Source organism: Novosphingobium humi (genome assembly GCF_028607105.1).
In the GTDB taxonomy this organism is placed as follows: Bacteria; Pseudomonadota; Alphaproteobacteria; order Sphingomonadales; family Sphingomonadaceae; genus Novosphingobium; species Novosphingobium humi.
The window spans coordinates 75,169-99,307 of the sequence record NZ_CP117418.1 but is presented as its reverse complement, the minus strand read 5'-3'; the positions used below and the strand labels follow the sequence as shown (position 1 = coordinate 99,307).

The 24,139-nt window shown below is 64.5% G+C and carries 23 protein-coding genes; 10 read left to right on the top strand and 13 right to left on the bottom strand.

All coding sequences use genetic code 11. The features are described from left to right. The first annotated feature begins 6 nt into the window (after window positions 1–6). From leuC to PQ457_RS16560, 3 genes are read left to right on the top strand one after another with little or no spacing between them, the layout of a single operon-like run. Window positions 7–1,431, top strand: a complete 1,425-nt coding sequence (gene leuC / locus PQ457_RS16570; protein ID WP_273619950.1) for a 3-isopropylmalate dehydratase large subunit — start codon at window positions 7–9, stop codon at window positions 1,429–1,431. Continuing rightward, on the top strand, window positions 1,428–2,051 hold the full coding sequence (gene leuD, locus PQ457_RS16565) for a 3-isopropylmalate dehydratase small subunit (protein ID WP_273619949.1): 624 nt from the start codon (window positions 1,428–1,430) through the stop codon (window positions 2,049–2,051). The genes leuC and leuD overlap by 4 nt, the downstream gene beginning before the upstream one ends. Beyond that, window positions 2,048–2,677, top strand: coding sequence for an isochorismatase family protein (locus PQ457_RS16560; RefSeq protein WP_273619948.1), 630 nt, complete (start codon window positions 2,048–2,050; stop codon window positions 2,675–2,677). Before leuD ends, PQ457_RS16560 begins: the two co-directional genes overlap by 4 nt. Here the strand turns inward: PQ457_RS16560 and PQ457_RS16555 are convergent. Beyond that, entirely contained in the window at window positions 2,664–3,626 is a 963-nt protein-coding gene (locus tag PQ457_RS16555) for a hypothetical protein (protein ID WP_273619947.1), read from the bottom strand. The genes PQ457_RS16560 and PQ457_RS16555 overlap by 14 nt on opposite strands. Window positions 3,627–3,744: 118 nt before the next feature. On the opposite strand from PQ457_RS16555, the gene PQ457_RS16550 reads away from it, so the two are divergent. Next, window positions 3,745–4,509, top strand: coding sequence for an SDR family NAD(P)-dependent oxidoreductase (locus PQ457_RS16550; protein ID WP_273619946.1), 765 nt, complete (start codon window positions 3,745–3,747; stop codon window positions 4,507–4,509). A 22-nt stretch (window positions 4,510–4,531) separates the two neighbouring features. Beyond that, on the top strand, window positions 4,532–5,458 hold the full coding sequence (locus tag PQ457_RS16545; RefSeq protein WP_273619945.1) for a DUF1838 family protein: 927 nt from the start codon (window positions 4,532–4,534) through the stop codon (window positions 5,456–5,458). Window positions 5,459–5,494: 36 nt separating this feature from the next. On the opposite strand, the gene PQ457_RS16540 is transcribed toward PQ457_RS16545, so the two are convergent. Beyond that, the gene (locus tag PQ457_RS16540) at window positions 5,495–6,412 is read right to left on the bottom strand and encodes a formylglycine-generating enzyme family protein (RefSeq protein ID WP_273619944.1); all 918 of its coding nucleotides are present in this window, start codon (window positions 6,410–6,412) and stop codon (window positions 5,495–5,497) included. 1 nt (window position 6,413) lies between these two features. After that, a complete protein-coding gene (locus PQ457_RS16535; RefSeq protein ID WP_273619943.1) occupies window positions 6,414–7,502 on the bottom strand; it encodes a Gfo/Idh/MocA family protein in 1,089 nt (362 codons plus the stop codon). Between the two features lie 169 nt (window positions 7,503–7,671). Between PQ457_RS16535 and PQ457_RS16530 the strand changes: the two genes are divergently transcribed. From PQ457_RS16530 to PQ457_RS16520, 3 genes are read left to right on the top strand one after another with little or no spacing between them, the layout of a single operon-like run. Continuing rightward, the gene (locus tag PQ457_RS16530; protein ID WP_273619942.1) at window positions 7,672–8,472 is read left to right on the top strand and encodes an alpha/beta fold hydrolase; all 801 of its coding nucleotides are present in this window, start codon (window positions 7,672–7,674) and stop codon (window positions 8,470–8,472) included. Continuing rightward, a complete protein-coding gene (locus tag PQ457_RS16525; RefSeq protein WP_273619941.1) occupies window positions 8,447–9,460 on the top strand; it encodes a phosphotransferase in 1,014 nt (337 codons plus the stop codon). Before PQ457_RS16530 ends, PQ457_RS16525 begins: the two co-directional genes overlap by 26 nt. Then, the gene (locus PQ457_RS16520; RefSeq protein ID WP_273619940.1) at window positions 9,460–10,794 is read left to right on the top strand and encodes an MFS transporter; all 1,335 of its coding nucleotides are present in this window, start codon (window positions 9,460–9,462) and stop codon (window positions 10,792–10,794) included. The genes PQ457_RS16525 and PQ457_RS16520 overlap by 1 nt, the downstream gene beginning before the upstream one ends. On the opposite strand, the gene PQ457_RS16515 is transcribed toward PQ457_RS16520, so the two are convergent. The 9 genes from PQ457_RS16515 to PQ457_RS16475 form a co-directional block, all read right to left on the bottom strand. Beyond that, on the bottom strand, window positions 10,795–11,637 hold the full coding sequence (locus tag PQ457_RS16515; protein WP_273619939.1) for a DUF1838 family protein: 843 nt from the start codon (window positions 11,635–11,637) through the stop codon (window positions 10,795–10,797). It lies immediately after the preceding gene. Beyond that, window positions 11,634–11,927 carry a DUF1330 domain-containing protein gene (locus PQ457_RS16510; protein WP_273619938.1) on the bottom strand — a complete coding sequence of 98 codons (294 nt, stop codon included), beginning with the start codon at window positions 11,925–11,927 and terminating at the stop codon, window positions 11,634–11,636. Before PQ457_RS16510 ends, PQ457_RS16515 begins: the two co-directional genes overlap by 4 nt. 103 nt (window positions 11,928–12,030) lie before the next feature. Beyond that, complete coding sequence (locus tag PQ457_RS16505) at window positions 12,031–14,469, bottom strand: TonB-dependent receptor (RefSeq protein ID WP_273619937.1); 2,439 nt, start codon at window positions 14,467–14,469, stop codon at window positions 12,031–12,033. A 452-nt stretch (window positions 14,470–14,921) separates the two neighbouring features. Continuing rightward, a complete protein-coding gene (locus PQ457_RS16500) occupies window positions 14,922–15,884 on the bottom strand; it encodes an alpha/beta fold hydrolase (protein WP_273619936.1) in 963 nt (320 codons plus the stop codon). Further along, window positions 15,881–16,945, bottom strand: a complete 1,065-nt coding sequence (locus PQ457_RS16495) for a DUF3089 domain-containing protein (protein WP_273619935.1) — start codon at window positions 16,943–16,945, stop codon at window positions 15,881–15,883. Before PQ457_RS16495 ends, PQ457_RS16500 begins: the two co-directional genes overlap by 4 nt. Window positions 16,946–17,072: 127 nt before the next feature. Continuing rightward, window positions 17,073–18,278 carry a class I SAM-dependent methyltransferase gene (locus PQ457_RS16490; protein ID WP_273619934.1) on the bottom strand — a complete coding sequence of 402 codons (1,206 nt, stop codon included), beginning with the start codon at window positions 18,276–18,278 and terminating at the stop codon, window positions 17,073–17,075. A gap of 12 nt (window positions 18,279–18,290) precedes the next feature. After that, window positions 18,291–18,653, bottom strand: coding sequence for a hypothetical protein (locus tag PQ457_RS16485; RefSeq protein ID WP_273619933.1), 363 nt, complete (start codon window positions 18,651–18,653; stop codon window positions 18,291–18,293). Then, entirely contained in the window at window positions 18,646–19,215 is a 570-nt protein-coding gene (locus PQ457_RS16480) for an ureidoglycolate lyase (RefSeq protein WP_273619932.1), read from the bottom strand. The genes PQ457_RS16485 and PQ457_RS16480 overlap by 8 nt, the downstream gene beginning before the upstream one ends. Further along, a complete protein-coding gene (locus PQ457_RS16475) occupies window positions 19,212–19,832 on the bottom strand; it encodes a cytochrome b (RefSeq protein WP_273619931.1) in 621 nt (206 codons plus the stop codon). Before PQ457_RS16475 ends, PQ457_RS16480 begins: the two co-directional genes overlap by 4 nt. Window positions 19,833–20,025: 193 nt before the next feature. Between PQ457_RS16475 and PQ457_RS16470 the strand changes: the two genes are divergently transcribed. After that, a complete protein-coding gene (locus tag PQ457_RS16470; RefSeq protein WP_273619930.1) occupies window positions 20,026–21,585 on the top strand; it encodes an FAD-binding oxidoreductase in 1,560 nt (519 codons plus the stop codon). Between the two features lie 65 nt (window positions 21,586–21,650). On the opposite strand, the gene PQ457_RS16465 is transcribed toward PQ457_RS16470, so the two are convergent. Next, window positions 21,651–22,688, bottom strand: a complete 1,038-nt coding sequence (locus tag PQ457_RS16465) for a DUF1838 family protein (protein WP_273619929.1) — start codon at window positions 22,686–22,688, stop codon at window positions 21,651–21,653. A gap of 217 nt (window positions 22,689–22,905) precedes the next feature. Here PQ457_RS16465 and PQ457_RS16460 point away from each other — a divergent pair, with 217 nt between their 5' ends. Beyond that, window positions 22,906–24,135 (top strand): methyltransferase domain-containing protein, encoded by a 1,230-nt coding sequence (locus tag PQ457_RS16460; RefSeq protein WP_273619928.1) that lies wholly within the window; start codon window positions 22,906–22,908, stop codon window positions 24,133–24,135. Window positions 24,136–24,139 lie beyond the last annotated feature (4 nt).

The window sequence follows — 24,139 nt, the reverse complement described above, 5'->3', positions numbered from 1 at the left end:
ATATCCATGACCGCCTGCACGCTTTACGAAAAGCTGTGGAACGCCCATGCCGTGGCCGAACTGCCCGGCGGCGAGACGCTGCTCTATATCGACCGCCAGATCCTGCACGAGGTGTCCAGCCCACAGGCCTTTGTCGCCATGCGCGAGGCCGGGCGACGGTTGCGCCGCCCGCAAACGCATATTGCCGTGGCCGACCATGCCGTCCCCACGCGCAGCCCTCGCGCCGACGGTATCCGCCATGGCACGATCGAGGATCCGCAGGCCGCCTCGCAAATCGCCGAACTCGAAAGCAATGTGGCCGATTTTGCCGTGCCCTATGCGGATCTCGACGGGGCGGAACAGGGCATCGTCCATGTGATCGGCCCGGAAAGCGGCTTTACCCTGCCCGGCACCACCATCGTTTGCGGCGACAGCCACACGACCACGCATGGCGCCTTTGGCGCGCTGGCCTTTGGCATTGGCGCATCCGAACAGGGCACGGTGATGGCCGCGCAATGCCTGCGCCAGAAGCGGGCGAAAACCATGCGGATCGAGCTGAGCGGAACGCGCCATCCGCTGGTCTTTGCCAAGGACATTGCCCTTGCCATCATCGCACGGATCGGCGCGGACGGCGCGGCGGGCCATGCGGTCGAATTCACCGGACCCGTGGTGCGCGCCATGAGCATGGCCGAGCGCATGACCTTGTGCAACATGATGATCGAGGCGGGCAGCCGGGTGGGTCTGGTCGCGCCCGATGATGTCACCTTCGCCTTCCTCAAAGGCCGCCGTCTGGCCCCCAAGGGCGCGCTGTGGGATCAGGCCGTGGCCGCATGGCGCGATCTGGCCAGCGATCCCGATGCCGTCTATGACCGCGTGATCGAGGTCGATGTGGCCTCGCTGGTGCCGCAGGTCAGCTGGGGCACAACCCCCGACCAGACGCTGCCGGTTGACGCTGCCCTGCCCGATCCCGCGCAATTGGCCGAAGGGCCCGCGCGGCGTCAGGCGGAAAAGGCGCTGGCCTATATGGGCCTGACGCCGGGCCAGAGCATCACCGATATTGCCATCACCCATGCCTTCATCGGGTCATGCACCAATGGGCGGATCGAGGATATCCGCGCCGCCGCCGCCGTGGCCAAGGGCCGCAAGGTGGCGCCGGGCATCAAGGCCATCGTCGTGCCGGGCAGCGCCGCCACACGCGCCGCCGCGCAGGCCGAGGGGCTGGACCGCATCCTGATCGAGGCGGGCTTTGAATGGCGCCTTGCGGGCTGCTCGATGTGCGTGGCGATGAATGATGACCGCCTGAAACCGGGCGAGCGCTGCGCCAGCACCAGCAACCGCAATTTCGAGGGCCGTCAGGGTCCGGGCGGGCGCACCCATCTGATGAGCCCAGCCATGGCCGCCGCCGCCGCCATCGCGGGCCATATCGCCGACATACGGGAGTTTGCGGCATGAGCCAGCCTTTCACCACCCTGTCGGGCCATGCCGCGCCAATGCCGGAGGAGAATATCGACACCGATATCATCTTTCCCGCGCGCTTTCTGCTGATCACCGCCAAGGCAGGGCTGGGCCGCTATGCGTTCCATGATCGCCGGTTTGATGCCGATGGCGCGGAAATTCCCGATTACGTGCTCAACCGCGCGCCCTTCAACGCCGCGCCCTTCATCGTCGCAGGCGCCAATTTCGGTTCCGGCTCCAGCCGCGAACAGGCGGTCTGGGCGATTGCGGGCCTTGGCGTGCGCTGCATCATCGCGGCGGGCTTTGGCGAGATCTTCCATTCCAATTGCCAGCGCAACGGCATCCTGCCCATCACCCTGCCCGCCGAAACGGTGGCCGAGCTGATGGTCGCGGCCCAGACCGAGCAGACATTCGCCGTCGATCTGGAGGCGCAAAGCCTGACCGTGGGCAACCGCGCCTTTGCCTTTGACATCGCGCCCGAACGCAAACTGGCCCTGCTCAACGGCTGGGATGAGACCGCCGTCCTGCTGCACCAATATTCCGGCGCCATCGCCGAATTTGAAACACGCCAAAAGGCCAGCGCGCCGTGGCTCTATGCCGAGGATGATGCATCATGAGCGACGACCTGCTCGAAAATTACAAGCGCGCCTATAACACCCGCGTGGGCTTCGGGAAAAAGCCCGCGCTGGTGATGATCGACTTCTGCCGCGCCTATTTCGAACCCGACTGTGATCTCTATTGCGGCCAGCCCGTCTATGACGCGATCGAGAGCGCGCTGCGCGTGCGCGAGGTCGCCCGCAAGGCCGGGGTGCCGGTCATTCTGACCTGCGTGCAATATCATGCCAGCGGCATGGACGGCGGGCGTTTCTTCGAAAAGGCCGCGCCCTTGCGCTATTTTGTCAAGGGCCATCCGATGGCCGCATGGGGGCCGGGGCTTGAACCATTTGAGGACGAACTGGTCATCTCCAAGCAATATCCCAGCGCCTTTTTCGGCACGTCCCTTGCCAGCACGCTGACGGCCATGGGCGTGGACAGCGTTCTGCTCACCGGACTTTCGACCAGCGGCTGCGTGCGCGCCTCCTGCGTCGATGCGATGAGCCACGGGTTCAGGACCGCCGTGATCGCGGACGCCTGCGGCGACCGTCATTCCGGCCCGCATGACGCCAATCTGTTCGACATGAACGCCAAATATGCCGACGTGATCAGCGAGGCCGAAGCCATCACCTATCTCAACGATCTTTGACACCCGATTGAAAAGCCTCCAGCCGCGCGCCCCACGGGGTGATCGCGGCGGCGGCCATTCCGGCGGGATGCGGCGCCCATTGCGCCGCCACCGGGCCGATGATCCGGCAACCGCCCATTGCCGCCCGATTGATGAATTCCTCCAGATCCGTCACCGGAAAGCGCAGCGAAGTCCAGCCCCGCAGCGGCGGTTCGCAGTCCGAGAAATCATGGCCACGCACGCCATATTCGATGATCTCGACCGATCCCTCCATCCGCCCTTCGGGCTGATAGATGCCAATCCGCATCGGGATTTGCGCGGCGATTCCTTCGGGCAGGCCCATGCAGTTGGCCCCGCTGTCCTGCGCCGCCATCCCTTCGGTTTCCTGCACCGGCAACCAGCCCAGACAATCACGATAGAGATGCCGCGCCGCCTCGAAATCGGGCACCACCTGGGTGGAATTGAACACGAAACTGGCCGGGCCGGACACGCCGTCATAGCCCTGAAGCGGGGGCCGCACCCGCTCCATCAGCGCGACGCACAGACCATCGGCATCGCTGCTGACCACCTCGCGCACGGCCAGAGGGCCGAAATCCCAATCGGTGATCGGCGCATGGGCGACAAAGCCCTGAGCCACCAGCGCGCGCTGCAAAGCCTCGATATCGGGCAGGGCGCGCAGGTTGATGTCGAAAATGCCGCCCGGGTCCCATGCCTGTCCGCCTTCGCGGTTCAAACCCGCCACCGGGCCGTCGATCTGGATCAGACGGATCCGCCCGCGCGCCACGCCGGGATGCCCGATCAACACCTCCTGCGCCCCGCCCGACAGGCCCATCAGCGCCAGCGCCCCGCCATCGACCGGCCCCTGCGCCAAAGGCACAAACCCCGTTGCCGCGCAAAGCCTTGCCGCGCTTGCCCCCGCATCGGCCACGATGGCCACCGCTTCTTCAAAACCATTGTCCAGTGCGATCATGGGCCAAGGCTGCGCCGCGCCGCCCCCGGCCCGCAATGGCCGTTTCCCACAGTTCCGCCCATCGGATAGACCGCGCAAAACCCGCCGGCGCCTCCGCGCCTTGCATAGCCTGCGCATCATGAGCCAATCACGCATGGGCGGCCGGACAGCCCTTATCACCGGCGCGGGTCTGGGCATAGGCCGCGCCGCCGCGCTGCGCCTTGCCGAGGAGGGCGCGGCGCTCGTCCTTGCCGACCGCGATGAGGACAGGCTGCGCGAGACCGCCGCCCTGCTGGGCGATGCGCCGCATCGGATCATCCCCTGCGATGTGACCGACGAGGCGCAAGTGGCCGATCTGTTCGGGGCGGCGCTCGATTGGCGCCCGCTCGACATTCTGGTCAACAATGTGGGCGGCGGGCGTTCGGGGCGGATTGCCGATCTCTCGCTGGACGATTGGGAACACACGATGGCGCTCTCCCTGCGCAGCATGTTCCTTTGCACCCGCGCGGCCGTGCCGGGCATGGCGGCGCGCGGCTATGGGCGGATCGTCTGCCTGTCCTCAGGCGCGCGCAACGGCACGGTGTGGAATGCCTTCTATTCCGGCGCCGCGCCCTATTCGACCGCCAAGGCCGGGGTTATCGGCTTTGTCCGCGCGCTGGCCATCGAGCTGGGCGACAGCGGGATCACGATCAATGCCGTTGCCCCCGGCCCTATCGATACCGAACTGGCCGGGCCATATCTGCGCGCGATGGACGAGCAAGGCCTCGAATATGCCCCCAGCCGCATGGTGCCGCTGCACCGGCTGGGCACGCCGCGCGAGGTGGCTGACGCGATCCTGTTCCTGGCCGGCGAGGAGGCCAGCTATATCACGGGCACCACGCTGGACGTGGCGGGGGGCCGATAAACGCCAAGGGAGCCTGACAATAATGGATCATCTGACCCGCCGCCATATGCTTGCCGCCGCGCCTGCGGCTGCCGGAATGGGCCTGTTGACGCCCGCCGCCCTTGCCGCGCAGGGCATGACCGCGCAGGGCATCGCCGCCCGGCCCGATCTGAATGATCCTGCGGTCCGCGCCCGGATGCGCGCCCGTGTGATCGGCTCCTGCGCACGTGAAACGGTGTTCATCTTCTATCGCCTGCACATCTATGGCTATACGGGCGATGGCAATCTGATCCCCTTCTTCACGATGAACCACCTCAACATCTCGGAATGGACGCCCCTGCCCGGCAATCAGTATGAATCGCGCACCTATGAGTCCGGGGTCTATTGCCGGTTCAACACCGACGAGCCGCTCGACGATTGGGTAAACCCCATCACCGGCGAAAAGCGCAAGGTCTGGCAATTCTATGGCGGGCCTTTCAATGTGGCGATCGGCCCGGACGGGATTGTCACCAAGGGGGCGGACCTCAATCCGGTCGTGCTGCCGATGGAGGAACTGGGCGATATGGTGATCGTGCCGACATCCTCTTCGGCGGCCTTTCCCAATGCCGCCACGCCTGATGCCTATCCGCATTTGTCGGCGGGCAAGACGATCTTCTGGGAAAGCCACGCCACCTATGGCGCGCGGGCGCAGGACGCGTTCAATGAAAAGCTGACCAGCGCGCCCGCCTTCTGCACCTTTCAGAACATGGCGACATGGCATCCTTGGCTGGGCATGGGCGGTCGGGCCGAAACCAAATCGGGCCGCACATGGGGCCGCGCCTATGGCGCCAAGATCAGCGGCCTTGACGAAATCCCCGCAGCCGCGCGCCGGTCGCTGGAAAGCCACACGCCCGACATTTTCAAATGGAAGGAATGGACCGGCTTCCGCAACGATATGGGCGATTATCTCAAAACCGTGCCCAAGGGCTGAATTGCCTGGGGGCCTTCGCCAAGGCCCCCGTGCGTCTCACGGCAGATCGCGCGCCACGCGAAATCCCAGATGGTTGTTGCGCTGTTGCGGCGGATCGCCGATGCGCTGGGCCACATGCAATGTCCAGTCGAGCAGGCTCCACCCGCCGCCGCGCACATTGCGCTTGGTGCAATCGCCGCCCGCGATCCACGCCGATCCATCGCCGGGCGCCCCCTTGAAATCGGGGTGATGGCAATCGGCCACCCATTGCGCGGTGTTGCCCGCCATATCATAGAGGCCGAACCGGTTGGGCGGATAGGACCCCACCGGCGTCGTGCGGTCATAGAAATTGCCGTAATTGGCGTCCTCATGGGTGATGCGCGTGCCGAAATAAAAGGGCGTGACCGTGCCCGCGCGCGCGGCATATTCCCATTCCGCCTCGGACAGCAGGCGATAGGGCTGGCCGGTTTTGCGGCGAATCCAGGCGACATAGGCCAGCGCATCGTCGTAATTCACATTGATCACCGGCCGCCGTCCACGCCCCCAGCCCTCATCGCCCGGCCGATAGCCGCCGCAGCCGCCATCGGCCACGCAGGCGTCCCATTGGTCAAACGTGACGGCATAGCGCCCCACGGCAAAGGGCCGCGCGATGGTGACGGGATGCACCGGCCCTTCCATCGCATCGAACATCGGCCATACGCCCACCGATCGGTTGTCCTTGGGCGTGGTGCCCATCATGAAGCGCCCGGCCGGCACCACCACCATCTCGGGCAGGTCGGCCCCATCGGCAAAGGCCGATCCGGGGCGCCGCGAGGGAAAAGTGGGCGCAGGGGCGGGTCGTATGATCGGCGTGCCGTCCGGCCCCAGTTCAGGTTTGGCCGGAGACGGGGCCGGGGGCGGGGCCGCGCCGATCACCGCCGCGCCCATCGCCATCATGGCCGCACCGCGCATCCATCGGGAAAGGGCGATCCGCATCTCAGGCCTCCTTGCGGGTGCTGAAGGCATCGGCCTTGACTTGCGCGGTGATATCCAGCGCGATTTCGGGCGGGGGCGGCGGATCGATGGCATCGGTGGCATTGCGCCGCGCCTCGGCCAGAATGCGGTCGATCAGCGCAATGGTGCGCGCCGCGTCAAAGCCGTTCACGCTGCGATTGGGCCGCCCGCGCGCGGCGGCGACGAATTCCTCCATCTGGATGCGGAAATAATGGGCCAGATCGCGCCCGCCCATCACGCGCGCATCGCGCACCACGCCGGGCGCGGGTTCCACCAGCAATTCGCGGTTGAAACGCAGGAATTCACCATCCTCGATTTCCACCACGCCCTTGCTGAAATGCAGGACCTTGCGGTCTATGATGCTGGGCTGGTTATAGCTGATATGGACGCTGGCCATGCGCCGCCCCGGATAGGCGAGCAGGATCATCGCCTGATCCTCGCCCTGCCACCCGGTCTGCAGGCGGGCGGCCTCGGCATGGACGCGGATGGGATCGTCCGCGCCCATGCACATCTGCACGAAATCGAGCGAATGGGGCGCAAAGAGCGAGAGGATCAGCCCTTCCTCGGGCTTGCGCGTGGCCCACCATGGCGCCTGCGGGCCGTTCCAGCGCACACAGGAGGTGACCTCCACCGCCATCAGCTTGCCGAAATCCTGCCAGTGGTCGAGCAGGTAATGGAACGCCGGACCCTGACGATAGGTATGCCCGGCGGCCAGCACCACGCCCTTGTCCGCTGCGGCCTGCGCCAGAGCGAGGGCCTCCTTGCCGGTGGGCGCCAATGGCTTTTCTACCAGCACATGTTTGCCCGCCGCAATGGCCGCCATCGCCTGATCGGCATGCAGATCATTGGGGCTGGCGATCAGCACCGCCTCAACCTCAGGTATGGCCAGCACCTGCGCCAGATCATCGGTCGCCACGGCGCCAAAAGGTCCGGCCGCCGCCTGCGCTGCGGCCAGATCGCGGTCCACGGCGGCGACCAGACGGACCCGATCCGCCAGTTGCCCGACCGCGCCCAGATGCGCGCCCGAAATCCGCCCGCATCCCACCAATGCCAAACCCAGCGGGTTCTCCATCTGCCATTCTCCTGTTGCGGCAAGCCATCAGGATGGCGCGCCCGTCCGCAATGCCGCGTACCGATAGCCCAAATCTCCGCCCAGCGGAGAGTCCGCTGTGACACCCTGTTGCACAATCCGCGCGGGATCATGCTGAGACGATAACTATACGGACACCCCCGATCCGATCATGACCCTGTCGCGCGCCTATACCACCTGTCGCTATGGCCAACTGCATTACCGGCAGGCGGGCGTGGATGGCGCGCATCCGCCGCTGGTAATGCTGCATCAGAACCCCTCGTCGGGCTGGGAATATGAGCCGCTGATCGAGCAGATGGCGCAGGACCGCCGCGTGATCGCCTTTGACACGCCCGGCCATGGCATGAGCGATGCGCCGCCCGCCCCGCCGGGCCTGAGCGCCTATGCGGCTGCCTTTGCCGATGGTCTGGCCGCGCTGGGGGTGGATGGGCCGATTGACCTTTACGGCTATCACACCGGATCGTTGCTGGCGGTGGAACTGGCGCTGGCGCTGCCCGTTCAGGTGCAGCGGATGGGGCTGACCGGCATTCCCATGTATCCCGCCGAGATCCGCGCCGCCAAATTGCGCGAGGCCGAGGAATTTCCCGTGCCCGACGAGGATGGCGCGGTCATCCTCGACCTGCTCACCCGCCTGTGGGCCTATGTGGTCAAGGCGCGCGATCCGGCCCAGCCATTGTCGCGCGCGATCCGTCATTTTGCGGACAAGGCCTATATCCTTGACCGCTTCACATGGGCCTATCGCGGCGTATGGTCCTATGACTATACCCGCCTTGGCCAGATCACCTGTCCGGTGCTTTTGCTGCAACCGCATGAAGCCCTGCGCAAGCCTGCGCTGGCGGCGGCGGCCTTGATACCGGATATTTCCATCCGCGATCTGCCCCAATTGGATCGCGACATTTTCGATATTGCTCCAGAGGTACTTGCCCGTGAACTACGTCTCTTCCTTGGTTGAATCCGGCCTGCCGATTGCCGACATTTCGCATTCGGTGCTCCACCCCGATTTCATCGCGCGCGAGGTCAAGGCGCGCTATCCGGTGGTGGGCAAGCTGGACGTGTGGCTGCTCTATCGCGGCATGAACGATGTCTATCTGGTTCAGGACGAGAAGACGAAATACGCCCTGCGCGTGTGGCGCAAGACCTATCGCGATGTCGATGATGTCGCCTATGAGCTCGATTTCCTCGCCTTCCTCAAGGATAAGGCCTTCCCCGCCAGCGTCGCCGTGCCCCAGCATGACGGCACGCTGTACTGGAAGGCCGCGACCCCGGAAGGCGCGCGCGCAATTGCCATGTATGACTGGGCGCCGGGCCGCAAATTCGGCGACATGCTTTCCGAGGAAACCTCGTTCAAGATTGGCGCGGCTTTCGCCAACATGCATCTTTTGGGCTATGAATGGGCGGGCAAGGACCACAAGTTCACCACCGAGACGGCCAAGGATTACAATATCTGCATGCCCGCGCTGATCGACTTTGTGTATGATCGCCCCGATGACCTGCGCGACTATCCGATCATTGCGGCCAACACGAACCAGCGCCTTGATGAACTGGCCGCCGCCGGCGTGCCGCTGGGCGTCTGCCATCGCGATTTTCACCCCTCCAACGTCCATGTCGATGAGACGGGCCGGATCACCCTGCTCGATTTCGACGCGGCGGGCGAGGATTTCCTGATGCAGGACGTGCAGAACTTCGTCTGGGGCAATCTGTTCTACGGCTTTTCGGAAAGCTATGGCACGGCGTTTGAGGACGGCTATCAGTCGGTGCGCCCCTTCACCGCCGAGGAAATCGCCAACAAGGAACTGTTCCTGATGGGCAAGGCGCTGCGTCTGGTGGCGGGCATGGCCCATTCCAGCACGGCGGTCGGGCGCGGCACTTTGCGCTTCCGCAACCTCGACTGGCTGGGCGATTACATCAAGACGCGCGCCCGCGCCTGCGGCCTGCTCTGATGCGGGCCCCGGCCGAAAGCTGGCCCCGCGCCGCCACCGCATGGTGGATGGTCGCGCTGCTGTTCCTTGCCGGGATCTGTTCGGTCATCGACCGGGCGATCCTGAACATGGTGGTCGATCCGGTGCGCCATGACCTGGGCATCGGCGATGGCGCGATCGGATTGCTGCAGGGGCTGGCCTTCGGTCTGTTCTATGCCTTTATGGGCATGCCGATGGGGATTGCGGCCGACCGCGTGTCGCGCCGCGACCTGTTGACCGGGGGCATCGCGCTCTGGTCGCTGGCCACCATCGGCAGCGGGCTGGCGGCGGGTTTCGGGCAATTGTTTGCCGCCCGCCTGCTGGTGGGTCTGGGCGAGGCGGCGCTGGGGCCCTGCGCGATCTCGCTGATTTCCGACCTCTTTCCGCCCGACAAACGCGGCCGGCCGATCAGCATCTATATGATGGGCCAGTCGCTGGCGCAGGGGCTGGGCATTGCCTTTACCGGCATCGTGCTGGGTGCAGCGGCCAAGGGGGCCTTTGCAACATGGCCTGTGCTGGCCGGTCTTGCGCCATGGCGGACGGTTTTCGTCATGTCGGGCTCGCTGGGCCTCGTCGTCGTGCTGGGCATGATGACCACGCGCGAACCGGCGCGGCGCGGGCAATCGCCCTTGGCCGCCCATCCCGGCATCGGTGAGAGCGCGGCATGGTTCTGGCGCAATCGTTCGGTGCTGGGGCCGCTCTATCTGGGCTTTGGCGTGTGTTTTATCGCCGCCTATGGCGGCGCTGCGTGGCAGCCCACGATGCTGATGCGCGGCTTTGGCGTTTCACCGCAATTTGTCGGCGCCTGGCTGGGGCCGCTCTCGATGCTCTTTTCGGCCACGGGGCCGCTGGTGGGCGGGTGGCTGCTGGATCGCTCGATGAAGGCGGGCAAACCTCTGCTGCGCTTCCGCCTGCTCTCCTTCATGCCGCTGCTGGCGCTGCCCTCGACGCTGGCGGTGCTGGCGGGCGATGCCAAGGTGGCGGCCTTTGTCGTGGCCACGGGCAATGCCATCTATGCGGTCTGCGGCACGTTGATGTTCGCCACCTTGCAGGCGATTGTTCCGGCGCGGATGCGCGGCACCTCCATTGCGCTGACCTTGGTGCTCAACACCTTGTTGGGCGCGGCCAGCGGGCCTTTGCTGGTGGCCAGCGTCAATGGCGCGGTGATGCATGATCCGGCCAAGGTGGGCTGGGCGATTGCGCTGGTGGCGGGGCCTGCGGTGATCGTGGCGGCGGGGCTGTTCAACATGGGCCGCATCGCCATGCACCGCGCGGCAAAACAGGGCGACGAAACCGCCGCCCTGCTGGGTGTCTGATTAGCTTTTGTTCCAGAGCGGCGTGAGCAGCGCTGCGGGGTCCTTCAGCACTTCGGGCCGGAAGCGACGGGTTGCGGCCTGCCATTCCGCCGGGATGCTGTCCATCGCCGCGCCCTGCTTGCCGATGCCGATGGCCGACATATGGCCCGGCGTATCGCCCATCTCCATCCATGGCCGCCAACTGCACACATTGGTGAAGCTGACATCGCTGGGCACATGGGGCGCCCCGGACAGGACATCGGAGAGCCGCGCATGGAACGTGTTGCTCTCCGAATAGCGGAAGGGCTTCGCGCCGGGTGCAAAATGCATCGCCGTGCGCGAACGTTCGGTGATATAGAGATCATCGCCCCGCACCTCAAAGGGCAGCACCTCGTGGTTGATCTCCAGCCCCGGTATCGGATTTGCCAGCGCAAAGTCCAGATTGGGGCGGATGAACACCTTGGACGGCGCATAGCCGCCCATCGGCACTTTCACATCGCGCCCCGTATAGGGATTGCGCCATTGGGTCAGCACTTCGCCTGTATCGGGATCGGTGAACCAGGCAATCTCGGCATTGACGGCCTCATAGCCGCCACCGGCCGCCGGGCGATGGCGCGCAAAGACCGCCGAGCGCACATTGAACAGCGGCCGCATCTCATCCCCGGTAATGCCGTAATAACGGGCCGAGACCCAGCTCGCGACCAGCCGGTCGTCCAGACTGCCGCGCATCTTGACGAAGGCCTTGAGCCGATCAGCAGGCATCGCCAGATCCAGCCGCGCCGCCGCCGAGGCAGGCGCAGCCAGCATCAACCCGCCCGCCCCCAAGGCCCCGCCCAGCACGGCGCGCCGCGACGCCCCCGTCATGGCGCCACCACAAGGCGCGAATTGACCGAACCACCCGCGCCTTCGCGCAGCGCCTTGGCCGCCTTGTAGCCATCGCTGGCCATATAGGCGCGCGCCGCATCGGCATCGGGAAAGCGGATCAGCACGGCGCGGCCCGCATCCTCGCAATTGCCCTCAAACACATCCTCGATCATCCCGCGCACGATATATTCCCCGCCAAAGCCCGCCGCGACCTGCGCCGCCGCCTTGGCATAGGCCATGAACTGTTCGGGCTCGCCGCTTTTCACCGTGGCCCAGATATAGGCTGTCATCTGCTGCTCCTCTCACAAAAAAGGCCGGCCCCACCTGCGCGGAGCCAGCCTGAAACCATCCGGTGTCCGGGGCGGCGGATTGCGCCGCCGCCCCGTCCGGCCATTACATCTTGACCTTGAGCTGCAGACCGAAGGTGCGCAGTTCGGGCAGGCCGACCACGGCCGCCGAATAGAAGCCGAAATGGGCGAAAGTGTTGTCGATGGCATAGTTGTCGCCAATCGAGGTGTAGGTGTGGTTGTTGAACAGATTGTTCACGAACACATCGACCGAAACATTGCCCTTCGACACGCCGCCGCGCAGGTTGAAGATGTGACGGTCAGGCGTGCGCAGGATGTTGGCCTCGTTCGACCACATGCCCGACTTATAGCTCCAGTCGAAGCGGGTAAACCACTTGGCATCGGCCACCGAGCCGAGGTCACCATGGAGCAGGATGCCCATGTTGGCCGAATATTTCGAGGTGTTCTTCATCTCCTTGCCGGAGAAGTTGTACATACCCGTCAATTGGCTGAGCGTGGTGCTGACGAACTGCTTGATGTCCGAAGCATTGATCGCGCCGGCGCCGTCAAGAGTGATCAGGTCATTGACCTTGAACGAGAAATCACCCTCAACGCCGTAAAGGTCGACATTGCCGGTGTTCGACGACACCTGCTGGAAGCTGGTGCCGGTGGCCGAGGTCGGATCGTTGATGATGATCGAGATCGCGTTGATCTGATCCTTCCACTGGGCATAATAGGCAGCCGCGGTGTAACGCAGGCGACCGTCCAGCAGCTTGCCCTTGATGCCCAATTCGTAATTGGTCACCTTTTCCGGCTTGATCGAAAGCTGTCCGCCCGCAGCGATAGCCGCATTCTGTACAACCGTCGTCGACGAGAGAATGCCGGTGTTGAACTGCGCCGGGTTCACGCCCTTGGCCCACGAGGCATAGGCCATGAAGCTGGGGTTGAACTGATAGTTCACAATCACACGCGGGGTGAAATTGTTATACTTGGCATGGGTGATGAGCGCGCCACCGGCAAAGGTCGTGGCGTTGGGGCCAAGATAACCGGCCTGAATGGTCTGACCCGACGGACGGGCAAAAGCGCCAAGCCAGTCGATCTGATAGCGGCCTTCGACGCTGGCCGACAGTTTGTCGGTCGCTTCATAGGTGGCGCCAAAGAACATGCCCGTGGTGCGGCTTTCCGACTTGCCGCCCGGCGAGAGAAGCGAGGAAGTCAGCGGACCAAAACCGCCACCAAGGCCCTGATATTGCTGGGCCTTGAGGAAGGAGGTGCCGACAACGCCGCGCAGCCTGCCGAACTTGTAGTTCAGGCGGCCTTCCATCGACCAGTCATTGGTCTTGCGTTCGATCAGGAACGGATAGTCCCAATAGCCCTTGGGGTTGGTGGACGACGCGATGGCGCTGGTGTCCAGACCGTCCAGGTCGATCAGGGTCGTCCAGACTTCGCGGTTGTAACCGGCCAGCACGGTGGCCGTGATGTTCGGATTGATCACCCATTCGGCGGTCGTGTGCGCGTGGTGGCTGATACGGCGCAGGCCATAGCCATCAACGCCTTCCTTGGGGCTGACAACGCGGTTGGTGCCGCCAGCCAGCCACGAACGGATGGCGTCATTGGCGGTCACGTTGGCCGAAACCGGATAGGCCAGATTGGGTGTAATACCGCAGATATAGGGATTGGTAACAGACTTGCCCTGGCCCTGAACGCCGACCGTATTGCCCTGGAACGAGCAATTCGCCTGGCTGGGGGCGATGACAGAGCCATTGCTGCCCTTGATGTCATAGGCATAGAGGCGAGCCTGCGCAGCAGGGCCGTCGCGGTCTTCCATCATCATGCCGAACAGCTTCATGGTGAAGTTGGGCGCGGGCTTGAAGAGCAGGGTTGCGGTGCCGGTCGTGCTCTTCTGGTCGCCCAGAGTGCCGCCGCCGGCGGCGCCATTGACCCACGAACCGTTCTTGGCCCAGCGCTCGCCGGTGACGCGGAACGTCAGGACATCGCCAAAGATCGGCCCTTCGATCGCGCCCTGCAGACGATAGTTGTTGCGCGTGCCAACCATGCCCAGCAGGCTGCCGTGCCATTCGCCGGTCGGGTCCTTGGTGGAAATGTTGATCGCGCCGGCAAAGGTGTTGCGGCCGTAATAGGCGCTCTGCGGACCCTTGACGACTTCGACCTGCTTGGGATCGGAAATCGACATGATGGCCGAGGGCGAGGCAACCGCCACACCATCGACAAACATCGAGGTCGTCGTGGCCAGCGTGGTCGAGGGCGTGAAACCGCGGATCACGATCTGCTGGAACGAACGGTCAGCATGGCCCGACGAGTTGTCGTTGATGTTGATGCCCGGCGTCGAATTGGCCAGCGAGGTGATCGACACGACGCCCTTTTGCGCCAGCGTTTCGGCCGTCAGCGCGGTGACCGTCACCGGAACCTTGAGAATGTCCTCGCTGCGTTTACGCGCGGTGACGGTGATGGTGCCTGCATCCTCGACGGGCGCGGCAGCGGCCGGTTCGGCGGCCAGCGCCGGCGTGGCAACCCCAAGTGCCACAAAAAGCGCAAGAGCCGAAGTCGTTGTCGCCACAGAGGCTTTCAAAAAGCGAGTTTCCATATTTCCCTCACTGGATAATTGTTATGTCGGCAAAAGCCGATCCAGAATTTAATCTCGTTCCCGCTGCTATCTGTTCTTATGAATTTCTATCCGCCTGTTGCTCACGCGGCGCCAATTGGTGCCATCCATCCAGCAGGGAATGTGACGAATTACGCGCCGCGCAAAACGCCACGGCCCCAAAACGGGCCGTTTTACTTTAACTCCCCTATCTGGCCGATTCCGCTTATCCCTTTCGGCTAAGCAGAGAGTGCCTTGCCCCTGCCCCGCGTGGCGCAGGAAATGCGGCCTATTCGCCTGTCGGATGCATCGGCTCGACCAAACAGTCACAAAAGCGTGCTAGGCACGGCGCGTCCAGCGCGAAATACGCAGGATTCTGTAGTTGACGGGGCTGTTTAGCGCGAAATCCGGCTCAAAAACGCCTGCATGGGCACCAAGGATGCCTGCGAGCACTCCAACGGCATCATATGGCCGCAATCCTTAACCACAGACAGCGACTTGTCCCTTGCCCCCAGCCTTTCCAGCGTTTGCCGCCCATCCTTGGCCAGCGGCACTTCGGGATCGCGATCCGACCACAGCACCAGCGTGGGCGTGGTGATCGCTGCCAGATCGGCGGGCGTGCCGGAAAAAGGCGGCGCCTTGCCGAAATGATGGGGCCAGCCCTGCGCACGATTGTTGAGCTGGGTCCATTCAAGCACCAGTTCGGGCGACACGCGGGTCGGTTCGGCATAATTCATCCGCAAGATCCCGCCCCACATCGCCGGTATGTGATGCCCGCCCAGCAGACCGTCAAAGGCCAGCACCGCCTTGAACCATGGCGTGAAATGCGGCGCCGGTTTGAGCGGCCCGGCGGCGATATTGGCCAGCACCAGACCGCGCAGCGCCTGCGGATACTGCGCAGCATAATGGGCCACGCCCTCGCCCGCGCTGCTGGTGCCCACCAGCACGAAAGGCGGCAGATTCATCTGCCGCGCCAGTGCCCCGATCAACGCCGCCTCGGCATCGCCATCGTACATTCCCTGCGGCTGCGGCCCGGAAAGGCCCATGCCGGGGCGGTCGAAACGGATCACACGATAGCGGTCCTTCAACCCTGCGGCCCAGCCATCCCACATATGCAGCGAGGCAAAGGAGCCATGCACCAGCATGACCACCGGCACATCGGCGCGGCGCGGGCCTTCATCCACCACATGCAGCGCCTGCGCGCCCAACGCAATAAAGCGCGAAGCGGGCATGGCATAGCGCGCGCGCATGTCGGCTTCGTCCGGACGCAGCCATCCGGCCCGCGCCGCGCCCACATAGGCCCCCACGCCCAGGACCGCCGCGATCAGCGCGCCCCCCGCCCAGCGCCCGAGCCTCACTTGCCGTGCACCAGATAGGTGTGAGCGCGCAGCACGGCATTGGCGCTGGTGTCGGCCCAAAACAGGCCCAGATCGTGATAATGCATCACCCCGCCCGCCAAAGGCTCCAGCCCCAACGCCTTGTCGGGCCGGACGAGCAGCAGGCCGGAAACGCAACGCGCCGAAACGGCCCCCGCTCTCAGCGGCTGCATCGGGCCGAAACCGGGGCTGCCCGGCACCGCGCCCTTGGCGGCGGCCGAGGGGGCCTCCTTCAGCCTGACGTCAAAGGTCAATGGATTGATGCAAAGCGTGACCTTGCCCGCATCATCGCCATATTTCTGCACATAGGTCGATTGCGAGTAGCCCGCCATTTTCGCCACATCACTCGCCCCGTCCAGATAGGCGTTCCATTGCACCACGCATCCGGTCTGGTCCGGCGCGGCGCAGGGCATCACGCTTTTGAACCTCTTGCCGAAATCGCCCTGCGCCAGATTGATGCCGATGATATAGGCCGCCACCATCCGCTTTTGCAGCGCCGCCCCATCGATCCGCCGCTCAAGCAGAGTGGCGGCATGAAACGCGCCCTGCGAATGGCCCGCGATGATGAAAGGGCGGTCGCCGATCTGTTTGAGAAAGGCGTCAAAGGCACGCTCGACATCGCCATAGGCCAGCGCAAAAGCCGCCTCGCGGACCGGGCTGCTGGCGAAACTGTTATAGGTGGCGGCGCGATAGCGCGGGGCATAGACATCACAGCAGGCGGCAAAGACGCTGGCCTGACGGGCGATGCTGCTCTCGTCGGTCCATTTTGCGGCCTTGGCGTCGGCGGGGTTTTGGTTCAGCTCGCCCGTCTCGCTGCGCAGCGTGGTGGGATGGAGGAAGAAGACCGCCACCTTGGGCGCGCGGGCCGGTTTGGCCGCCCCCGCCGGAAGGGCCGAGGCCCAGCCCCTGGAGGCAAAGACCGACCAATTGGCGCGCATGGCGTAGTCGGGCACAGGCGGCGCCTTGGCGGCCACGGCGGCCGCCCCATCCTGCGCCCGCACCGGCCCCGACATCGCCCCCAAACTCGTCAAGGCAAGCAACATTCCGACAATCGCTTTACGCATTCCACACCCCTTGCCCGGACAGAACAGCCGCCGTCCCGCCCGGATCATGCAGGGCAAAACAGCGGCCGGTCCTGCTCTTGAAACTCTCCCCGACTGGCGGACAGGATCAGTCCTTGACCGCCGTGCAGGCATACCAGCTGCCCATCAGGGTGCGCCCTTCGGGGTGGCCTTGGGTAAAGAAATCCTCGGTGTTCGGATTGAGGAACTGGCTGCCCTTGCGATAGCCCACGGCCACCTTTTCCGCCGCGAAACCGGCCTCGGTGGCCACCTTGACCCAGTCCGTGCGGGCCAGCGAGGTCATGAAGGGTTCGTTGTTGTAGTGCGATTCAAAATCACAGCGCATCTGGTCCCACAGGCTCAGATGTTCGTGGCGCGGGGGCACATCGACATGGCACATGATCCCGCCCGAACGCAGCAGGCGGTGGCTTTCTTTAAAGATCTGGCGCATCCCCTTGGCCGAGGTTTCGTGCAGCATGGCCGAGGAGCAGACCAGATCGAAGCTGCCATCCGCAAAATCGGTATGTTCGGCGTCCTGCTGGCTGAAATGGATGGCCACACCCATGCTTTCGGCGCGCGCATGGCCATAGCGCAGCATCGGCGCGCCAACGTCCAGCGCATGGACCTCGGCATCGGGGAAAGCCTGCGCGATGGCGACGGTCGAATGGCCCACCGCACAGCCCAGATCGAGTATCCGCCTGGGCTTGAAATCGGGAAAGAAGCCCTGAACATGGCTGGCCAGCGTATGGCCGCGCCCGTCATTCTTCCACCCGCCGTTCAGATTGCGCAGATAGGTCGAGGCGAAACGATCATAGAGCGCGCCCGCGCGGAAATCCTCATCCGACGTGTCGGTGATATAGCCGCCCGCCATGCGGTGATGGTCGATCGAGCTGATATAGCGCGGCATGACCAGATCGGGGTTCAGCCGCAGCGAGCCCTTGGGCGCGGCGGTCTGCTCGGCCACCTTGCCCGCCAGTTCGTCATATTGCCGGTCAATCGCGCCGTCGAGCGCCTGCCAGATGCGGTCCTGATAAAACAGCGAGAGCGTCAGCCAATATTGGTGCAGCGGATGGTTTTCCAGCGCATGGCGCACATCGGCGCTGCGGGTGGGGGCCTTGCCGGTTTTGGCCGTCACTTCGGGCACGATCACCTCGTCCAGCAGGCGCCGGTCGAGCGGGTCCATCTGCTGGTTGGTCCACATACGCATGGCGAGGAAGTGATCCTCCAGCGCCTGTTCGTCATGGGTGGCCTGCGGCATCACGGCATGGCCGAAATGGGCGGGCTCGGGACGTGCGGATTGGGTGGAAACGGCCATGGGGCAACCTCCTCAGTTGGCTTCGGCGGCAACGCGTGCCACTTCGTTTTCATAGGCGTTCTGTTCGGCCAGCGCATCGGGCATGAGGCGGTCGCGCGCCACGCCCAGCACGCGCTCATAGGCTTTCTGCCGATAGGCGCCGCGCCAGGCGCGGGCCTCGGCATCGGGGTGATAGGCGTCGATATCCTCCGGCCCATGCAGCCCGGCGGCTTTGAGCAGCCGCTCATTGGCATCCAGCCGGTCCTTGAGCACCATCACCTCGCCCAGCAGCGCCAGCACCATGCCCGCCAGCGCATCCTGAGTCGCGCTTTCCAGCACGACGGGCTGGCTGCCTTTGGAACGGGCCGTCCGGTCCAGGTTTTTGCGTTCAACCAAGATCTTGCTCCAAACTGAATCGAAACAGACGCCCGGTGCGGGCGCGGATATCTTTCTTGTCGAGGTCGGGCCCATGCGCCTCCTCGGTCACCGCGTCCTTGGCTTTCAGATCGTACCCCGTCTGGCTGGAAAGCAAGACCGCGATCTGCGTATCGGGCAACACGGCGAAGGGGAATTCGTGCCAGGTGCCGCGATGCATGGCAAAGCCTGCGCTGCCGTCGAAATAGAAGGCGCGCACCGCCGACAGGTCGGGCAGATCACCCTCGCAGGGCGGAGCCATCACCGCCACGAAAGGCTTGCCGCCCAGCGGGATGAAAGCCTGCGTATGCTGGGCATGGCGCTCCATATAGCGCACCTCGCCCGGACGCGGGTCCATGTCGGCAAGGGTGATCTCAACCGGATGGTCGCATTCAAACGGGGCCGGATAGCTCATCCGCACCGCGCCCTTGTAGAAATCCACCGCCACGCTCTTGGCCCCGCTGGCCGCGCCGATGATCGCGCCAAAGGGGGCCAGCGCCTCGGCCGTGGCCCGTTGGGGGATCAGGGTGATGATCTCGCTCATGCCTGCCCCCGCCACATGCGGATCAGCACATCGCTGCGCGCGATGAAATGCTGTTTGAGCGCGCCGGCCATATGCAGCGCCAGCACACCCCCGCCCAGCCACAGGCCCCAGATATGGACGCGGGCGAAGAAGCCATATTTGAACAGGACCGGCGCATTCCATGCCACTGGCGGCACGATATGCGGAATAAACCCGTTCGGCCCAAACCCGTCCGTGCCAAAGAACCACATTTCCGGCGCCGGATAGCCCGCCCCCGCCGCCATTGAGGAGAGCGCCGCCCAGCCCGAAAGCGGCAGCGCCAGCAGCAGCAGATAGAACATCCCCTGAACTGCTGCGGCCAGCACCACCTCAAACCGGGTGGAGGTGGCAGGCGGCGACGGGCGGTCATGGGTCAATCGCCAGACGATGCGGAACACCACCGCGATCAGCAGCAACATGCCCAGCGTATGGTGGATCTGGCTCGACAGGATATGGTTTGCCTTGCCTGCGGCATCGCGGGCGGCATAGGTCCAGCTCATGATGAAACCGGCCGGAACCTCGACCAGCACGGCCAGCGCCGTGCCCCAATGCAGGGCGCGGGCGATACGGTTCCAGCCGGATGCGGCGGATGCTCCCATGGGCGACTCTTTCTCCCGCCGCGTGTGATCTGCGGCTTTGGCGCGAGGATGCATGCGATGCCGCCCCCTCGACCGCCCCTCGCCCGATTTGCCCGCAGACCGGATAAATCACCCCCATGCCTCGCCCGCCCCTCTTGCTTGCGTCAGCGATAGAGGCTCAAATATGCCCCCGACAGATGAAAGGCCCGGACCGATGAGCGCAGTAATGCAGGATGACACGCTGAAAGCGCGCCTGGTTGAGGCGTTGGGCGCCGGGGCGGTGGTGGATGATGCCGCTCGCCTCGCCTATGTTGCCAATGACGTTTACCGCACAGGCGGCGCGCCTTTGTGCATCCTTCGCCCGGCCAGCGTGGCGGCGTTGCAGACCGCCGTGCGGCTCTGCGCCGAGGCGGGCGTGGCGATCGTGCCGCGCGGGGGCGGGGCCTCCTATACCGATGGCTATCTGTTTCCGGCGGGCGGCCATGTGCTGATCGACACCGGCGCGCTGACCGCGATGGAGATCGACGAGCGCAACGCCATTGTGACGGTCGAGGCAGGCGTGACATGGGCCAATCTCAAGGCCGCTCTGGATGCGCGCGGGCTGCGCACGCCGTTCTGGGGGCCGTTTTCAGGGATAGCCGCCACCGTTGGCGGATCGGTCAGCCAGAACAGCGTCAGCCACGGCACCGCCGCCCACGGCATTTCGGCGCAAAGCGTGCTGGGGCTGGACGTGGTGCTGGCCAATGGCGAATTGCTGACCACCAATGCGGCCGAAGCGATGCGTTTCTATGGCCCCGACATCACCGGCCTGTTCACCGGCGATTGCGGCACGCTGGGGGTCAAGGCGCGCATTCGCCTGCCGCTGATCGCCGCCCTGCCCCATGCCGAGGCGCTGTCCTTTGCCTTTGACAGTTTCGAGGCCTATCACGCCGCCGTCCGCCGCGCCCAGATCGCCCGGATCGACGACAGCCATTTCATGATCGACCTTGCCCTCTCGCAGGGCCAGATCGGGCGCCAGCAAAGCGCGGGCGCACGGATGCAGATCGCATGGAGCGTGCTGAGCAAGGCGCCCAACAAGCTCAAGGGTCTGGCGCAGGTCCTGAAAATGGCGCTGGCGGGCGAGGACCCGATGCGTTCGGGCCAGTATATGTGCCATTTCATCGTCGAGGGTTTTGACCCGGCCGATGCCGCGCACAAAGCCGACCGCCTGCGCCGGATCATCGGCGACGATGGGCGCGAGATTGCCAACACCATTCCCGCCTTTGTCCGCACCATGCCCTTTGCGCCGCTGGGCAATATCCTTGGCCCCGATGGCGAACGCTGGGTGCCGATCCACGGCGTGCTGACCCATGAAAAGACCGTGCCGTTCCACAGCGCCTTCAAGGCTCTGCTGGCCGCGCGAAAGGCGGATATGGACCGGCTGGGGATCTGGACCGGGACGATGGCATCGCCGGTCAATTCCTCCGGTTTCCTGTATGAAATCGCGCTTTACTGGCCCGATGCGCGCACGCCCTATCACCTTGAAACGCTGGGGCCGGATTGGATCGCGGGCTTGAAGGACTATCCGGCGAATCCTGAGGCCAAGGCCTATGCCAATGAGCTGAAGGAAGCGATTGTCGCGCTGATGCAGGAGTATGGCTCTGGCCATTTCCAGATCGGCCGCGCCTATCCCTATGTCTCGCGCCTCAAGCCGCAGGCCAGTGTTCTGGTGCGCGCGCTCAAGGATCAGCTTGATCCCAAGGGCGTGATGAACCCCGGCGCGCTGGGTTTCTGATCCGGCGGCCATGAAAAAAGGGGGCGGGAAGGTTGATCCTTCCCGCCCCCTTTTTTGTTCAGCCCTTACTTGGCAAAGGGATTGCGCGGCGCGGGGGGCTGGGGCGGGCTCCAACCGGCGGGAACCGGCGCGGGCTTCTGCTCGCGGGCATAGTTCTCAAGGCTGGAGAGCGACGGGCCGTAATCCGTTTCGGGCGCATGCAGCCATTTTTCACCCATGGCGCGTGCGGCGGCCACCAGATCGGCGGGCAGACCGGCAATGCCCTTCGGGCTGGTCGAGAAATGGGTGAAATAGTTCATGTGACCCGGCGCCTGGCCCATCAGCATCCACGGCAGCCAAGGCGTGATGCGGCTCCACGAGCCAGTGTGCGGAATGTGGGTGACATAAGGATTTTCCACGTCCGCGCGGTCGCAGACATAGATAAACTGTTCCGACACGCGGTTCATCACACCCGAGCTTTCACGCGGCCACTTGTCGGGCTGCAAGGCGTTGGGATAGATCATGTCAACGCCGGTGTTGAGCACCATCTTGCCATCGGGGGCAAACTGCCAATCCTGAAGGAAAGGCTTGGGTTCGCGCTTCATGGTCTGAATACCGCCATAGCTGGGGAATTCAGGCACGGTGTCGGCGATGGTGAAGTTGAAGGGATCATTGGCGATCGGCACCACCTTCACCCGCTCGCCGGTATAGGGGTTGTCCCATTCGGTCAGGATCTTGTTGGTGGCCAGATCGCGGTAGAACACGATTTCACGCAGCAGGCGGCGCCACGAACCATCAGGCAGGCGGTTGATGCGCACCACCGAAAAACCCTCAACATTCAACAGAGGCCGCACCGGCTCATTGTCGCGCACGCCAAAGATCTTGCCGCGCAGCCAGCCCACCTTCTCCTTGCCCGGCGCGATGTCACCATCCAGACGGGCATAGGTGTCGCGGGTCCACTTGGGGTCCTTGAAGTCGATCTTGGTCACGAAATCGATCGGCGGCTTGCCCTTGGGCGCGGCCTTATTGGCCGCAGCCTCGGCGGCGGCGGGAACCAGCGCCGCGCCGGCCGCAGCCCCTGCGATGCCCAGCGCGCCGCGCCGACTTACCTTCATCTCATCCATCTTCATCCGACTCCTGATACGCCCAAGCGGGGATAATCTGCGGCGCAGTTTTCCGTATTCCCGCGCCCGCCACACGGCGGCAGGCCGACGCTGTCCACCAGACGGATAGCGCATGGCGCTCCGCCTTGCCATCCGGCCCGCAACCACCCATTTCTTAGGCACTCATTTCTGGTCCCAGATCCACAATCCCCCGGTGCCTCTTTCCGATGGAGTCGAGATGCTCAACACGTTTCAGCAAGCGAGCCACAAGATGCTCCCCACCGCGACGGCCGATGAAGCCGCGCGGCAGGAATTTGCCAAGAGCCTCAAGGGCTTTGTCCAGAGCACCCTGCTCCCCGGCCTGACGCCGGTTTACAACACGCGCGTTTCGCAGGCCTTTGAAAAAGAGCATGGCCGCAAGCCGCAGAACCGCCGCGACATCCGCAACGGCATGGTGAAAGACGCGTATTTTCAACATTATGCCGCCACCAACCGCATCGCGCAGGAATTGCTGTGGGAATCGGTCAATGTCTCGGTCGACCGTCAGTTGCCCGAACTGATCGAGCGCGCCCGTGAACTCTCGGCCGACACCAAGGCCGAATTGCGCATTCCCGAAGGTTTCGTGCCGCCGCGCTATGTCACGGCCTTTGACATCCACTGCATGCCGGGCGGCTATTGCAGCGAAGTGGCCAAGGACGACGTGGCCGCCGGCGCGCTTTATGATCGCGGCGTGTTCCTCTATGCGATGGGCTATACCGGCCCGGACAATGACGACATGGGCCGCAGCGTGTGCAACTATCTGCGCCGCCACATGCCCGATTTCAAACCGCGCCGTATTCTCGACATGGGCTGCACGGTGGGCCACTCGACCCTGCCCTATAAAGAATATTTCCCCGAGGCCGAGGTCTGGGGCATCGACGTTGGCGTCCCTTGCGTGCGCTATGCCCATGCCCGCGCCGCCGGGATGGGGCTTGAGGTGAATTTCGCCGCGATGAATGCGGAGGAAACCACCTTTGAGGACGGCTATTTCGACCTCGTGGTCAGCCATATCCTGCTGCATGAAACCAGCGGCAAGGCCATGCCCCGCGTGTTTGCCGAGGCGCACCGCGTGCTGGCGCCGGGCGGCATGATGATCCACGCCGACCTGCCGCCCTTCGACCTGATGGACCCGTTCACCCAGTTCATCCTCGACAACGAGACCTGGTACAATAACGAGCCCTTCTGGGGCGCGATGCGTGACATGGATCAGATCGCCCTGGCCGAAAAGGTCGGGTTCGACCGCGCCGCCGTCAAATTCGACACCGCGCCCATGGCCGTGATGGAATTTGCCGCCGCCGCCGACGGCTACAGCCAGCAGGCCGCCGAAGACGTGGCCGAGCGCGAATTTACCGCCGGCGAATTTGCCCCCGGCGGCGGCTGGGAAGTGCTGATTGCCCGCAAGGCCGATGTGGCCGCTCTGGCCGCCTGAGAGG

Excerpts from the sequence above, each read along its gene's own strand:
- PQ457_RS16535 (WP_273619943.1), bottom strand. The coding sequence starts at position 7,502 with ATGGAGAACCCGCTGGGTTTGGCATTGGTGGGATGCGGGCGGATTTCG.
- PQ457_RS16555 (WP_273619947.1), bottom strand. The coding sequence starts at position 3,626 with ATGATCGCACTGGACAATGGTTTTGAAGAAGCGGTGGCCATCGTGGCC.
- PQ457_RS16470 (WP_273619930.1), top strand. The coding sequence starts at position 20,026 with ATGAGCGCAGTAATGCAGGATGACACGCTGAAAGCGCGCCTGGTTGAG.
- leuC (WP_273619950.1), top strand. The coding sequence starts at position 7 with ATGACCGCCTGCACGCTTTACGAAAAGCTGTGGAACGCCCATGCCGTG.
- PQ457_RS16560 (WP_273619948.1), top strand. The coding sequence starts at position 2,048 with ATGAGCGACGACCTGCTCGAAAATTACAAGCGCGCCTATAACACCCGC.
- PQ457_RS16480 (WP_273619932.1), bottom strand. The coding sequence starts at position 19,215 with ATGAGCGAGATCATCACCCTGATCCCCCAACGGGCCACGGCCGAGGCG.
- PQ457_RS16545 (WP_273619945.1), top strand. The coding sequence starts at position 4,532 with ATGGATCATCTGACCCGCCGCCATATGCTTGCCGCCGCGCCTGCGGCT.
- PQ457_RS16465 (WP_273619929.1), bottom strand. The coding sequence starts at position 22,688 with ATGGATGAGATGAAGGTAAGTCGGCGCGGCGCGCTGGGCATCGCAGGG.
- leuD (WP_273619949.1), top strand. The coding sequence starts at position 1,428 with ATGAGCCAGCCTTTCACCACCCTGTCGGGCCATGCCGCGCCAATGCCG.
- PQ457_RS16475 (WP_273619931.1), bottom strand. The coding sequence starts at position 19,832 with ATGGGAGCATCCGCCGCATCCGGCTGGAACCGTATCGCCCGCGCCCTG.
- PQ457_RS16510 (WP_273619938.1), bottom strand. The coding sequence starts at position 11,927 with ATGACAGCCTATATCTGGGCCACGGTGAAAAGCGGCGAGCCCGAACAG.
- PQ457_RS16550 (WP_273619946.1), top strand. The coding sequence starts at position 3,745 with ATGAGCCAATCACGCATGGGCGGCCGGACAGCCCTTATCACCGGCGCG.
- PQ457_RS16540 (WP_273619944.1), bottom strand. The coding sequence starts at position 6,412 with ATGCGGATCGCCCTTTCCCGATGGATGCGCGGTGCGGCCATGATGGCG.
- PQ457_RS16460 (WP_273619928.1), top strand. The coding sequence starts at position 22,906 with ATGCTCAACACGTTTCAGCAAGCGAGCCACAAGATGCTCCCCACCGCG.
- PQ457_RS16495 (WP_273619935.1), bottom strand. The coding sequence starts at position 16,945 with ATGTTGCTTGCCTTGACGAGTTTGGGGGCGATGTCGGGGCCGGTGCGG.
- PQ457_RS16490 (WP_273619934.1), bottom strand. The coding sequence starts at position 18,278 with ATGGCCGTTTCCACCCAATCCGCACGTCCCGAGCCCGCCCATTTCGGC.
- PQ457_RS16520 (WP_273619940.1), top strand. The coding sequence starts at position 9,460 with ATGCGGGCCCCGGCCGAAAGCTGGCCCCGCGCCGCCACCGCATGGTGG.
- PQ457_RS16515 (WP_273619939.1), bottom strand. The coding sequence starts at position 11,637 with ATGACGGGGGCGTCGCGGCGCGCCGTGCTGGGCGGGGCCTTGGGGGCG.
- PQ457_RS16530 (WP_273619942.1), top strand. The coding sequence starts at position 7,672 with ATGACCCTGTCGCGCGCCTATACCACCTGTCGCTATGGCCAACTGCAT.